This is a genomic window from Nonomuraea sp. PA05, from assembly GCF_008086045.1.
Taxonomy (GTDB): Bacteria; Actinomycetota; Actinomycetes; order Streptosporangiales; family Streptosporangiaceae; genus Nonomuraea; species Nonomuraea monospora.
Genome location: NZ_VSEY01000015.1, coordinates 240,051 through 253,036 on the forward strand (window position 1 = coordinate 240,051; position 12,986 = coordinate 253,036).

Genomic DNA, 12,986 nt, shown 5'->3' on the forward strand with positions numbered 1-12,986 from the left:
TGTCAGACGGCCGCCAGCAGCCCCTCCCTCTCCAGGTCCGCCCACAACTCCTCAGGCACCGGCCGCGACCAGAGCTCGGCGTTCCGCCGTACCTCCTCCGGCGTGCGCGCCCCCAGCACGATCGTGGCGGTCGCCGGATGGCGCAGCGGGAACGCCATGGCCGCGTGCGGCAGCGTGATGTCGTGCCGTTCGCAGACCCGCGCGATCCTGGTGGCCCGATCGAGCAGTTCCGGCGGCGCCGGCGCGTAGTTGTAGGTGCCCGCGGGCTCGTGGGTGGCCAGGATGCCGCTGTTGAACACCCCGGCCGCCAGCACCTGCACGCCCCGCTTGGCGCATTCGTCCAGGAGGGGCAGGCCCGACTGGTCGAGGAGCGTGTAGCGGCCGGCGAGCATGACGACGTCGATGTCGGTCTCCTGGACGAAGCGCAGCGGCGCCTCCCACTGGTTCATGCCGACGCCGACGGCCCGCACCCGCCCCTCGGCGCGCAGTTCGGCCAGCGCCGGGTACGCCTCGGCGATCGCCTGGTCCACGTGGTCGTCCGGGTCGTGGATGAGGGCGATGTCCACGGCCGGGAGCCCGAGGCGTACCAGGGAGTCGTCGAGGGACGTGCGGACGCCCGCGCCGGAGAAGTCCCACACCCGCTCCAGGTCTCCGGCGACGTCGAAGACGTCGTCGTCGCGGCCGTCTCCGGACGCCTTGGGCCGCAGCAGGCGGCCGACCTTGGTGGACAGCAGGTAGCCGGAGCGGCCGGCGAGCGCCGCGCCCACGCGGCGTTCCGACAGGCCGAGGCCGTAGTGGGGCGCGGTGTCGTACAGGCGCACCCCGCTCTCCCACGCCGCGTCCACCGTGGCGCGGGCCTGCTCCTCGGCGACCTCGTCGTAGAGGTTGCCGATGGGTGCGCCGCCGAAGCCCTGGCGGGGCAGGTCGATTGCCATCAGTCGTGCACCCTTCCACTCGTGATCGCCATCAGTCGTGCGCCCTTCCACTCGTGATCGCCATCAGTCGTGCGCCCCTTCACCCGTGATCGCCATCAATCTTGTGCCTTTCCGCCCGCGATCCGGCTGATCATGAGCGCGATGAGGATGATCGAGCCGTAGATCACCGGCTGCCAGAAGCCGGAGACCCCGATGAGGGTGAGGATGTTCTGGACGAGGCCGATGACCAGCACGCCGGTGAGCGCGCCGAGGATCGTGCCCTTGCCGCCGTCCATGCTGACACCGCCGATGACGGCCGCGGCGAACACCATGAAGATCCACCCGACGCCCTGGTTGTTGCCGATGGCGCCGAGGCGACCGGTCTCCAGGATGCCGGCGAGGGCCGCCAGCGTCCCGCCCAGGATGAAGACGCCGTACAGGACCCGGTCCACCCGGATGCCGGCGGCGCGGGCCGCGTCGATGTTGCCGCCGATCGCGTACAGCGCGCGGCCGATCCTGAGGTAGCCGAGGCCGAAGATGCCGGCCGCGAACAGCAGGCCGGCGATCCAGATGGCGGCCGGCAGGCCGAGCCACATGGCGCTGCCCAGGTAGAGGATCGAGTCGGGAAGCTGGAACAGCGTCTTGCCCTCGGTCGGGCCTTGCAGGAACCCGTGCACGATGATCAGCATCGCCAGCGTGACGATGAACGCCGAGAGCTGGAACCTGATGATCAGGAAGCCGTTGAACGCGCCGATCGCCGCCCCGATGAGCAGCGCCAGCGGGATCACCAGCGCCCCCGGCAGCCCGATGCCGAACCCTCCGGCCGCCACCGGGACCACCAGCATCACCGCGATGGCCGGCGCCGTGCCGACCGTGGACTCCAGCGAGAGGTCGAACTTGCCGGCGATCAGGATCATCGCCTCGGCCAGCACCAGCAGCGAGATGGCGGCCTGCTGCTGGAGCACGTTCGTCAGGTTGCCCGCGGTCAGGAAGGTCGGGTCCAGGAACGCGCCCACGATCAGCAGGAGCACGATCACCGGCACGAGCGTCAGGTCGCGGAACCTGGCCAGCTTCAGTCGGGGGGCCGGTGCGGTCAAAGTCGTCACTCTTCCATGCCTTCCATCACGGCCACGAGCTCATGGTCGGTCCAGCCACGCGGCACGTCCTTCACCACCCTGCCGTGGAACATCACCAGCACCCTGTCGCAGATGCGCAGGTCGTCCAGCTCGTCGGAGACCACCACGGCCCCCGCCCCGCGCCCGACCGCGTCCTCGACGGCGCCGAGCAGGGCCTGCTTGGCCTTGACGTCCACGCCGGCGGTCGGGTTGATCACCACCAGCACGGTCGGGTCGTCCACCAGCGCCCTGGCGAAGACGACCTTCTGCGCGTTGCCTCCGGACAGGTCACCGACCGGCTGGTCGGGGCCCTCCGTCTTGATGTCCAGCGCCCCGATCAGCTGCTCGGCCCTGGCCCGGCGCCTGGCCGGGGAGACCATGCCGTAGCGGCCGAGCTTGCGGGCGATCGGGAACGTGGCGTTCTCCCCCACCGACAGCAGCGGGACGAACCCCTCGTGGTGGCGGTCTTCGGGCACGAACCCGAGCCCGGCCCGCATCGCGGCGGGCACGTCGCCGGGCCTGACCTGGGTGCCGTTCACCGTGACCGTGCCGGTGTCGGGCCTGCGCAGCCCGACCAGGGTCTCGGCGAGGCCGACCTTGCCGCTGCTCGCGGAGCCCGCCAGGCCGACGACCTCGCCTTCTCTGACGGAGATGTCGATGTCCGTGTAGCGGCCCGTCAGGCTGAGGCCCGCGCCCGCCAGCACCACCCGCTCACCGGGCGTGTGCTCGCGCGCCTCGTACGCCGCCGTCGCCTCCCCCGTCATCGCGGCCACCAGCTCGTCGTGCGGCAGGTCGGCGACCGGCCTGGTCGTGACGTGCCGGGCGTCGCGGAAGACGGTGACGCTCTGGCAGATCTCGTAGACCTCGTCGAGGTGGTGGGAGATGTACATCATCGTGACGCCCTGCTCGCGCAGCGAGCGCATACGGGTGAACAGCCGCTCGATGGCCGGGCCGTCCAGCCGCGCCGTCGGCTCGTCGAGGATGATGAACCGCGCGCCGAACGACAGCGCGCGGGCGATCTCCACGAGCTGGCGCTGCTCCACGCTCAGGTCGCCGGCCAGCGCCTGCGCGTCCACGTCCACCTCGTAGGTGTCCAGCAGCTCGCGTGCCCTGCCCCGCAGTCTCCGCCAGTTGATGGTGGCGCGCTTGTCCGACTGGCGGTTGAGGAACAGGTTCTCGGCGACGGTGAGCGCCGGGATGATCGTGGACTTCTGGTAGACGCACGCCACGCGCTGCCGCCAGGCGTCCCGGTCGGCCAGGGCGGGCGCGGCCTCTCCCGAGAACCGCACCTCACCCTCGTCCGGACGCTGCAGCCCGGTCAGGATCGACACGAGCGTGGACTTGCCCGCGCCGTTCCTGCCCACCAGCGCGTGCGTCTCGCCCTCCGCGATCGCGATCTGCGCGCCGTTCAGCGCGGTCGTCGGACCGAAGCGCTTGACCACGTTCCTGGCTTCGACGTGAATGCTCATCTACTTGACCTGGTTGCCCCAGAGGGCCTTGTCGTCCACGTTCTCCTTGGTCACCAGCGGCGCCGGGAGCTGGTCCTCCAGGCCGTTCGGGAGCTGGATGATCGTGCTGTCGTGGTCGGTCGGGCCCGGCTTGAACGTCTTGCCCTCCGCCGCGGCCTTGGCGTAGAAGAGGGCGTACTTGGCGTACAGGTCGGCCGGCTGCGACACCGTCGCGTCGATGTCGCCCTTGCGGATCGCCTCGAACTCCTGCGGGATGCCGTCGTTGGAGATCACGAAGATGTGCTTGGGGTCGTCCGGCGCGACCAGCAGGCCCTTCTGCTTGAGCACCTGCAGCGTGGGCGCCAGGTGCACGCCGCCCGCGTGCAGATAGATGCCCTTGATGTCCGGGTTCTGCTCCAGGCGGGTCTGCAGCATGGACGCCGCCTTGCTGCCCTCCCACTCCGTCGGCTCACTGAACACCGTGATGCCGGGGAACTTCGCCTTCATGCACTCCAGGAACGCCTCCGACCTGTCACGGCCGTTGATCGAGCTGAGCGCGCCCTGGAGCTGCACCACCTTGCCCTTGCCGCCGAGCTTCTCGCCGAGGAACTCGCACGCCTTGGTGCCGTACGCGCGGTTGTCCGCACGTACGACCATGTAGACCTTGCCCTTGTCCGGACGGGTGTCCACGGTCACGACCGGGATCTTCTTGTTCTCCAGTTGCGTGAGCGTGTTGGCGATGGCGCCGGTGTCCTGCGGGGCCATGACGATGACCTTGGCGCCCTGGCCGGTCAGCGCCTGCACGTTGTTGACCAGCTTGGCCACGTCGTTCTGCGAGTTCGTGGCGGGCATGAGGTCCACCTTGAGCTCGCCGGCCATCTGCGGGACGTACTTGATGTAGGAGTTCCAGAAGTCGGAGTCGGCGCGTGGGTGGTCGATGCCGACCTTCCCGCCGCCGCCTCCTCCTTCTGCCGTGGTGCCTGAGCCACACGCGGTCACGACCGCCAAGAGGGCCGCTGCCGCGACCGCCCGTCCGAACTTCATGGGGGGTACCTTCCTTGAGTTGCCTGGCCCTCAGTTGGTGGGCCGGAGCCGCGGCCCTCGCAGGCCCAGGCCGTGGACCTTCACAAGCCTTCAGCCCGCGGACCTTCACAAGCCTTCGACCCGTGGACCTTCGCAGGCCTAGCTCGTGGGCCGGAGCCGTAGCCCTTGCATGCCACCGTCCACCGCGAGCGCGGTGCCGGTGGTCGAGGCGGAGTCGGGGCTCGCCAGGTAGGCGATCGCCGCCGCCACCTCTTCCGCGCTGACCAGGCGGCCCATCGGCTGCCTGGCGTTGAGCGCCGCCCGCTCCGCCTCCGGGTCGTCGGCCGCGTCCAGCAGCCTGCCCACCCACGGCGTGTCGGCGGTGCCCGGATTGACGCAGTTGACCCGGATGCCCTCGCGGATGTGGTCCGCCGCCATGGCCAGCGTCAGCGACAACACCGCACCCTTGGTCGCGCTGTACAGCGCCCGCTGCGGCAGCCCGGCGGTGGCCGCGATCGAGCAGGTATTCACGATCGCGGCGTGCTCCGACCTCCTCAGGTACGGCAGCGCCGCGCGCGCCACCCGCACCATGCCGAGCACGTTGACGTCGAACACCCGGTGCCACTCGCTGTCCGGGTTGTCCTCGATGGTGCCCTGCGCGCCGATGCCCGCGTTGTTCACCAGCACGTCGATGCCGCCCAGCCGCTCGGCCGCCTCCGCCACCGCCGCGCGTACCTGCGCGTCGTCGGTGACGTCCGCCTTGATGCCGACGAACGGCTCGCCGGGCGGGTTCAGGTCCAGGCAGGCGACCGTCATGCCGCGCCCGGCCAGCGCCTGCGCCGCCGCCAGCCCGATGCCGGACCCGCCGCCCGTCACGACCGCTTTCAGACTCACGCCGCTCTCCTTCGCGCCTCGTCCTCCGCTCATGCTGTGCCGCCGTCCCTCCAGACCTCGCCGCCGGGGAACGTGTGGGCGGCGATCGACTCCGCGTGCATCTGCGCGCTGAATCCCGGCAGGGACGGCGTCACGTACCGGCCGTCGCGGATCACCACCGGGTCCACGAAGTGCTCGTGCAGGTGGTCGACGTACTCGATCACGCGGCCGTCCATGGTGCCGGTGACCGCCACGTAGTCGAACATCGACAGGTGCTGCACCAGCTCGCACAGCCCGACCCCGCCCGCGTGCGGGCACACCGGCACGCCGAACTTGGCCGCCAGCAGCAAGATCGCCAGATTCTCGTTGACGCCGCCGACGCGGGCGGAGTCGATCTGCACGTACGAGATGGCCTCGGCCTGCAGCAACTGCTTGAACACGATCCGGTTCTGCACGTGCTCCCCGGTCGCCACCGGGACGGGGTCGATGCCCCTGGCGATGGCGGCGTGCCCGAGCACGTCGTCGGGGCTGGTCGGCTCCTCGACCCAGTGCGGCCTGAACTCGCGCAGCGCGTTGACCCACTCGATGGCCGAGCCGACGTCCCAGCGCTGGTTCGCGTCGATCGCGATGGGGAAGTCGGGTCCGCACACCTCGCGCGCCACCCTGAACCGCCGCCTGTCGTCCTCCAGGTCGGCGCCGACCTTGAGCTTGATCTGGCCGAAGCCCTGCTCCAGCGCCTCCTTGCAGAGCCGCCGCAGCTTCTCGTCGTCGTACCCGAGCCAGCCGGGAGACGTGGTGTAGGCGGGATATCCCTCCTGGATCAGCCGCTCGATCCGCTCGCCCTTGCCCGCCTCCTGCCTCTTCAGGATCTCGAGGGCCTCGTCCTTGGTCAGCGCGTCGCTCAGGTACCGGAAGTCGATCAGCTCGACGATCTCCTCCGGCGACATCTCGGCCAGCAACCGCCACAGCGGCCTGCCCGCCCGCTTCGCCTTGAGGTCCCACAGCGCGTTGACCACGGCGGAGATCGCCATGTGCATGACGCCCTTCTCCGGGCCCAGCCAGCGCAGCTGCGAGTCGCCGACCATGTCGCGGTAGAGCGCGCCGAGGTCCTCGACGTCCTTGCCGATGACGTACGGCTCCAGGGCGCTGATGGCCGTGGTCTGGATGTCGTTGCCACGGCCGATCGTGAACGCGAACCCATGCCCCTCGAAGCCGTCGTCCGTCTTGAGCACCACGTAGGCGGCGGAGTAGTCGGGGTCGGGGTTCATGGCGTCGGAGCCGTCGAGCTCACGCGAGGTGGGGAACCGCACGTCGTGCGTCTCCATCCGCACAATCCTGTACGCCCCGCCCGCGACCGCCCCGCCGCCGGCAGCAGCAGGATCGGCCGCAGCCACACCGGCCACGCCACCGGCAGCACCAGGATCAGCGGCGGCCACACCGGCCCCCGCACCGGCAGCAGCGGGATCGGCGGCGGCCACGCTGGCCCCGCCAGCGGCCGTGGCAGTGCTCACTCCTGCCTTGCTGGGATCCATGGCGGCGGTCATGCCTGCCCCACCGTCTGCCGCTGCCGCCCGAGCCCCTCGATCTCGAGCTCCATCACATCCCCGGCCCGCAGGTACGGCTGCCCGGACATCCCCATGGCCACCCCGGCCGGCGTCCCGGTGTTGATCACGTCGCCCGGCTCCAGCACCATGAACTGGCTCAGATACCGCACGACCTCGGCCACATCGAAGATCATGTTCTTGGAGTCGCCGTCCTGCCGCAGCTCCCCGTTCACCCAGAGCCGCATCGCCAGGTTCTGCGGGTCGCCCACCTCATCGGCCGTCACCAGCCACGGGCCCAGCGGGTTGAACGTCTCACACGACTTCCCCTTGTCCCACTGGCCGCCCCGCTCCAGCTGGAACTCGCGCTCGGAGACATCGTTGGAGATCGCGTACCCGGCGATCACCCCCAGCGCCTCCTCCCGGCTGCCGAGGTAACGAGCCTGCTGCCCGATGACGACGGCCAGCTCCACCTCCCAGTCGGTCTTCACGCTGTTCCGGGGCACGAGCACCTCGTCGTACGGACCGACCATGGTGTTGCTGGCCTTCATGAACACGACAGGCTCGGCCGGCACCGCAGCGCCTGATTCTGCGGCGTGATCGCTGAAGTTCAGCCCGATGCAGACGATCTTCCCTGGCCGCGCGATCGGCGCCCCGACCCGTACCCCCTCGCTCTCGACGACGGGCAGATCACCACGCTGGAGCGCCTCGCGGACACGCGCCACTCCCCCGGAAGCGAGGAAAGCACCGTCGATCTCGGGCTCTCCGATGTCACGCAGGTTACCGGCGTCGTCCATGACCACCGGCCGCTCCTGACCGACGGGTCCTACTCGCAGCAGCTTCACACCGCATCCTTCTTATTCGATACATCGGATGTCTCGTCTCATGATGCTGGTGCTGGGGGTAGGAGCGTGTCAAGGCCCACAAGACGGATACATCGGATCCGCGACCCGGCATACACCCCTAGATCGCCCTTATTCGCCTGTGAACACACTTAACCCGCTCACCCACCCCCTCCGCAAAGCCGAATTTTCGTCCCCTCATACATCGGATCACAAACCCTCCAGCTGACCCCTCCCATCACCCAGCGGCCCGGACACCGCACCGGCGTCACCAGCCGGGCGGTGAAGCGCCAGAAACCCGAGGCGTCACCTCCTGACACGCATCACCCTGAGGCGCCCGCTCGCGCCACCCAAAACACGAGACCTGCGAGCCGCACCCCGCAACACGACTCTTGGCGCGACCCACCACACGAGATGCCCGCCCGCGACACCCATGCCTGACGCCCGACCTGACGCCTGGCACCCGACACACGGCGCCACACGGCGACGCGGCACCTACACGAAGCGCCGACCCCAGCCCTGACCACCAAATAGGGACGATCCGACATAAGCCGACGCGACAGTGGTAGGTGAGACGGCGGCAGCACAGGACGACGACGCCAGCAACGCAACAGCAGCAAGACCAGCCCCAGCCCCAGCCCCAGCCCCAGCCCCAGCGAGAGGATCCCGGTCATTCAAACTCGACGGCAAGCCAAAGAGACGACGAATCAGGAACGATGCACACCCATCCTTGACGCCCGTACAGCTCCGTAATAGAACACGTTTCAGATACGCATAACCAAGCGCTTGATCAAGAGGTGACCCGCGTGCACATCGACCTCGTCGACAGGGACATTTACGCGAACGCAGGACCACCCCACGACCAGCTCGCCTGGCTACGCACGAACTCCCCCGTCCACTGGCACGAGGGCGAGCCCGGATTCTGGGCCGTGACCCGCTACGAAGACGTCGTGCACGTGTCGCGGCACTCTGACCTCTTCTCCTCCCACCGTAAACTCGCGCTTTTCGACGATCTGCCCGAGGACCAGATCGCACTCCAGCGCCTCATGATGCTCAACCAGGACCCCCCGGAGCACACGAGACGGCGCTCCCTGGTCAACCGCGGCTTCACCCCGCGCACGATCGGAGCACTCGAACAGCACATCCGCGACATCTGCGACGACCTCCTCGACAAACTGACCGGCGAGATCGACTTCGTCACCGAGGTCGCCGCGCCTCTGCCGCTCTACGTGATCTGCGAACTGCTCGGCGCCCCGGCAGCCGATCGGGACAAGCTGTTCAACTGGTCCAACCGGATGATCGGCTCCCAGGATCCCGACTACGCCGCCAGCCCCGAGGAGGGCTCCGGCGCCGCCATGGAGGTCTACACCTACGCCAACCAGCTCGCCGCCCAGCGTAAGGCGAACCCCAAGAACGACATCGTCACCAAGCTCCTCCAACCGGACGAGAACGGCGAAACCCTCGGCGAAGACGAATTCGACCTCTTCGTCCTCCTCCTGGTCGTCGCCGGCAACGAGACCACCCGCAACGCGGCCTCCGGCGGCATGCTCGCGCTCTTCGAGCACCCCGACCAGTGGGCGCGCCTCGTCGCCGACCCGACCCTGGCCAAGACCGCCGCGGACGAGATCGTCCGCTGGGTCTCCCCCGTCAACCTCTTCCGGCGCACCTCCACCACCGACCAGGTACTGGGCGGGCAGGAGATCAAGGAGAACGACAAGGTCGTGGTCTTCTACTCCTCCGCGAACCGCGACACCTCCGTCTTCCCGAACGCCGGCACCTTCGACATCACCCGCGATCCGAACCCCCACATCGGCTTCGGCGGCGGCGGAGCGCACTTCTGCCTCGGCAACCACCTCGCCAAGCTGGAACTGCGCGTCCTCTTCGAGCAACTGGCCCGCCGTCACCCGCGCCTGCGCCAGACGGGCGAGGCTCGGCGACTGCGGTCCAACTTCATCAACGGCATCAAGGAACTGCCGGCGACCATCGGTTGACCGGCCACCTCAGCGCCGAGGCGGCAAGAGCACGACACGAGCACGACCTTCAGCGCCGAGGCCAAGGCCGCTGCCAGCCGTAGTCGGGGGTGCCACCTCGGGGTGACCGGTGCCAGCAGGGGGTGACCGGTGCCCTCGTCAGCTCAAGCGGCGGGAGCCACCGCAGGTGCCAATGCCGGTGTTGGTGCGAGTATCGGGTGCCAGGGTGCCGACGTCAGCGCCGGATCGGGTGCCAGTGCCGGGGTGCCAGTGCCGGGGTGCCAGTGCCGGGGTGCCAGTGCCGGGGTGCCAGTGCCGGGGTGCCAGTGCCGGGTGCCGGTGCCGGGTGCCGGGGCCGGGTGCCGGGGCCGGGGGTAAGCGGTAGCGGCGGCTGCGGCGGGCGGCGCGGATGCGGCTCAGGATGCGAACTGTGCCTTGCGGGCCTGGGCTCCAGCCGCGTTCGATCAAGGCGCTGGCCACGTGGTGGAGGAGGTCGGCGATCTGGCCCGGAATGACGTCCCGGCGGACGGCGATCACGCGCCAGCCACGTCGGCGGAGCTCCTCGCGGCGATCCGCGTCGTGCTGCTGGTCGGCGGGTGAGGTGTGGTGGGCCTGGCCGTCGTACTCCACGGCGACCTTGAACTCCTCCCAGCCCAGGTCGAGGTAGGCGAAGCGGTCTTCGCCCAGTTGCACTCTGATCTGGGTGGTGGGTCTGGGGAGGCCGCCGTCCACCAGGATGACCCTGAGCCAGCTCTCCCGGGGGGAGGCGGCGCCTCGGTCGGCGAGGCTGAGGGTTTCGCGCAGGGCCCAGGTGTTGAGAGGGCGGTACCAGAGGGCTTCCAGGTCGACGCCCCTGCGGGCGAACTGGTCGAGGACGGCCACTGCTTCCATGCGGGGCAGCCAGCGGGCGCAGTCGAGGGCCGTGCGTTCCATGGTGGTGAGGCGGATGCCCCGGTGCTCTGTGATGTCTTCGGCGGGGAGAGGCACCACGTAGGTGACGCAGCCGGGGATTGCGAGGTGGGTGGGGGCGGTCAGCTCCACCGGCCAGTCGTCCTCCTGGGTGGGGAGGGTTTTTATTCCCCAGATGTGTGCGGCGGTTTGACGGCTGATGGTGGCTTGGGGGACTGCTCGGGTGATGTTGCGGGCGCGCTCCGGGAGGGAGGCTGAGGGCGAGGTAGAGGGCGAGGAGGAAGTGGAGGGCGGCCGCGAGGGCGAGGGGGGCGGTGGTGGCGGCGGTGAAGGCGAGGGGCGCGGTGGTGGCGGCGGTGAAGGCGAGGGGCGCGGTGGCGGCGAGGGTGAGGGCAGCGGCTCCGCTGAGAGAGGCGCGCCCGGTGAGAGAGCTGGGTCCGAGGAAAGCGGTGGCCGCGGTGAGAGCGGTGGCGGCGGGGGTGAGGACTGCGTCGGTGACGGGCTCGGCGCTGGCGGTGGCGGTGGCGCTGGGCTCGGTGGAAGGGTGCGTGGAGTGGGTGGCTTCGGAGGTGAGGGCGGAAGCGGGGGCGGGGGGGGGGGCGGAGTCATGGGCTTAGGGTGCCGGTGAGGGGGTTGGGCGGGAGGGGCCGAACGGGGTTCTGTGGATAACGGGCGCAGGCGCTGTCGAACCCGGAGGCCGGCGTACGTCTGCGCCGCGAACCCATGCCAGGCCAGGCCGGTCTACGCCATGATGACCGGCTTCCAATCGGGCACCTCCAGGTAGCGCCGCAGCTCGGCCACCCCCGAGAGGAAGCCGCCCCACCCCGCGTACGGGGGATTCGTTTGGTCGAAGCCGCTCTGCACCAGCGTCAGCCGGGTCTTCCCGCCGGACCCGGCCAGTTCCCACGTCCCGACGCCGACATCACCCCAGTCGACGGAGAGCTTCTGGTCGGGCACGACCTCGAGCACCTTGGCCGGGGCCGGGTTGTTGTCGAAGCCGCCCATGGCGTAGCGTCCGCCGTCGTACGGCTCGATCTCGATCGTGTAGCCGAACCACCGCGTCACCGCCTCCGAGTCGGTGATCGCGTGGAACACCTTGGACGCCGGCGCGTCGATCTCGACCTCGACCCGCATGTCCGCGGAGGTGTAGTCCTGCATCGGTGTGAGGGTGCGGCCCTCCAGGTGCTCGGCCAGGTTGGTCAGCACCTGGCCCCAGTACGTCTCGAGCACCCCCCGGATGCTCTTGCCCGTGATGACGTCCTGGAAGTCGAAGTGGGTCTGCGACAGGGTGAGGATCGTCCGGTCGTTCCCGTCGGCCTCCAGCGAGAGCTCGGAGGTGGTCTCCTCACCGTCGAGCGTCCAGGCGAAGCGCACCGTGTGCTCGTCCGCGTGCAACAGCCGCTGGTGCGGCGCGTCGCCCTCCGGCGTCGTACGTCCCCAGAACGCGAACCGTTCCGGCAGCTCCACCTCGACGTGCTCCGCCAGCCAGACGCGCAGGTCGTCCGGGTCCGTCAGGGCACGGCTCACGCGTTCGACCGGTGCCGGGATGCTCGCGCGGATGGTCAGTGGCTCTGTCATGTGTCTCGTTCTCCTTCTGGGGGTTGGGCGGCGGTCTGGGGATAGCAGGCGAGGGCCAGCTTGAAGGCGTCGCCCTCCGCCCCGCCGTAGCGGGTGAACAGGTCTTGGAGCAGGTTCTGCAAGTCGTTCAGGAACTCCTGGCGGTTTTCCGGACGTACGCGGATCTCTCCGGACAGGCCGATGGACGGCAGCTCCGGGGCGGTCTTGTCGAGTGCCGCGATGTCGGCCTGGACCTCCTCCATGAGATCGAGCAGGTAGCCGAGGCTGAGGTGGTCGCGGGTCTTGCGCAGGCCGAGCCTGCCCACGAGGCGGGGAGACAACCAGTACGAGCGGGCGCCGGCCTGGTAGATGCCCTCGTGGACGCCTCGTACCTTGCGCTCGGAAACCTGGTCGACCAGGCCTGCTTCGACCAGGCGTTTGACGTGGTAGTAGACGCGTTGCGGGGTTTGGCCTAGGCGTTCGGCGATCTCTGAGCAGGTTCGGGGCTCGGCTAGTTGCCGCAGGACTTCTATGCGCTGCGGCTTGAGCAGGGCCTCGGCTTGCTCGATCTCTTCGAGGTACAGGACGTCTCTCATTGCAAAAGGGATTTTTTACGTAAAAATCTGGCTTGTCAATGGGGTGGGCGAAGGCGCGGGCGGGAGGTGCGGGGGGTGGAGCTGGGCGACGGAGCAGCGGGCGCGAAGCAACGGCGCCGGGGTGAGAGGCGCGGGCGAGGGTGGCAGGCACGAGTGGGGGTTGGAGCGCCGATGTGGGGGCGCAGGGGCCCGTGGGGC

General features: G+C 69.4%; 11 protein-coding genes. 1 reads left to right on the top strand and 10 read right to left on the bottom strand.

Annotated features, from left to right (window positions below):
* Window positions 1-2 precede the first annotated feature (2 nt).
* The 7 genes from FXF51_RS24595 to FXF51_RS24625 form a co-directional block, all read right to left on the bottom strand.
* Window positions 3-935, bottom strand: a complete 933-nt coding sequence (locus FXF51_RS24595) for an aldo/keto reductase (protein WP_148437003.1) — start codon at window positions 933-935, stop codon at window positions 3-5.
* Between the two features lie 95 nt (window positions 936-1,030).
* Window positions 1,031-2,020 carry an ABC transporter permease gene (locus tag FXF51_RS24600; RefSeq protein WP_411268373.1) on the bottom strand — a complete coding sequence of 330 codons (990 nt, stop codon included), beginning with the start codon at window positions 2,018-2,020 and terminating at the stop codon, window positions 1,031-1,033.
* Window positions 2,017-3,498: a sugar ABC transporter ATP-binding protein gene (locus FXF51_RS24605; protein WP_148437005.1), complete on the bottom strand. Its 1,482-nt coding sequence runs from the start codon at window positions 3,496-3,498 to the stop codon at window positions 2,017-2,019. Before FXF51_RS24605 ends, FXF51_RS24600 begins: the two co-directional genes overlap by 4 nt.
* Window positions 3,499-4,521, bottom strand: coding sequence for a sugar ABC transporter substrate-binding protein (locus FXF51_RS24610; protein ID WP_148437006.1), 1,023 nt, complete (start codon window positions 4,519-4,521; stop codon window positions 3,499-3,501).
* 138 nt (window positions 4,522-4,659) lie between these two features.
* Window positions 4,660-5,394, bottom strand: a complete 735-nt coding sequence (locus FXF51_RS24615) for an SDR family NAD(P)-dependent oxidoreductase (RefSeq protein ID WP_262379806.1) — start codon at window positions 5,392-5,394, stop codon at window positions 4,660-4,662.
* A 29-nt stretch (window positions 5,395-5,423) separates the two neighbouring features.
* Window positions 5,424-6,698 carry an L-fuconate dehydratase gene (locus FXF51_RS24620; RefSeq protein ID WP_148437008.1) on the bottom strand — a complete coding sequence of 425 codons (1,275 nt, stop codon included), beginning with the start codon at window positions 6,696-6,698 and terminating at the stop codon, window positions 5,424-5,426.
* A gap of 215 nt (window positions 6,699-6,913) precedes the next feature.
* Window positions 6,914-7,759, bottom strand: a complete 846-nt coding sequence (locus FXF51_RS24625; RefSeq protein ID WP_148437009.1) for a fumarylacetoacetate hydrolase family protein — start codon at window positions 7,757-7,759, stop codon at window positions 6,914-6,916.
* 803 nt (window positions 7,760-8,562) lie between these two features.
* Between FXF51_RS24625 and FXF51_RS24635 the strand changes: the two genes are divergently transcribed.
* Window positions 8,563-9,747, top strand: coding sequence for a cytochrome P450 (locus FXF51_RS24635; protein ID WP_148437011.1), 1,185 nt, complete (start codon window positions 8,563-8,565; stop codon window positions 9,745-9,747).
* A gap of 138 nt (window positions 9,748-9,885) precedes the next feature.
* Here FXF51_RS24635 and FXF51_RS24640 read toward each other — a convergent pair whose 3' ends face one another.
* The 3 genes from FXF51_RS24640 to FXF51_RS24650 form a co-directional block, all read right to left on the bottom strand.
* Window positions 9,886-10,767: an endonuclease domain-containing protein gene (locus FXF51_RS24640; RefSeq protein WP_148437012.1), complete on the bottom strand. Its 882-nt coding sequence runs from the start codon at window positions 10,765-10,767 to the stop codon at window positions 9,886-9,888.
* 609 nt (window positions 10,768-11,376) lie between these two features.
* Window positions 11,377-12,213, bottom strand: a complete 837-nt coding sequence (locus FXF51_RS24645; RefSeq protein WP_148437013.1) for an SRPBCC family protein — start codon at window positions 12,211-12,213, stop codon at window positions 11,377-11,379.
* Complete coding sequence (locus FXF51_RS24650) at window positions 12,210-12,788, bottom strand: winged helix-turn-helix domain-containing protein (RefSeq protein ID WP_148437014.1); 579 nt, start codon at window positions 12,786-12,788, stop codon at window positions 12,210-12,212. Before FXF51_RS24650 ends, FXF51_RS24645 begins: the two co-directional genes overlap by 4 nt.
* Between the last annotated feature and the right edge of the window lie 198 nt (window positions 12,789-12,986).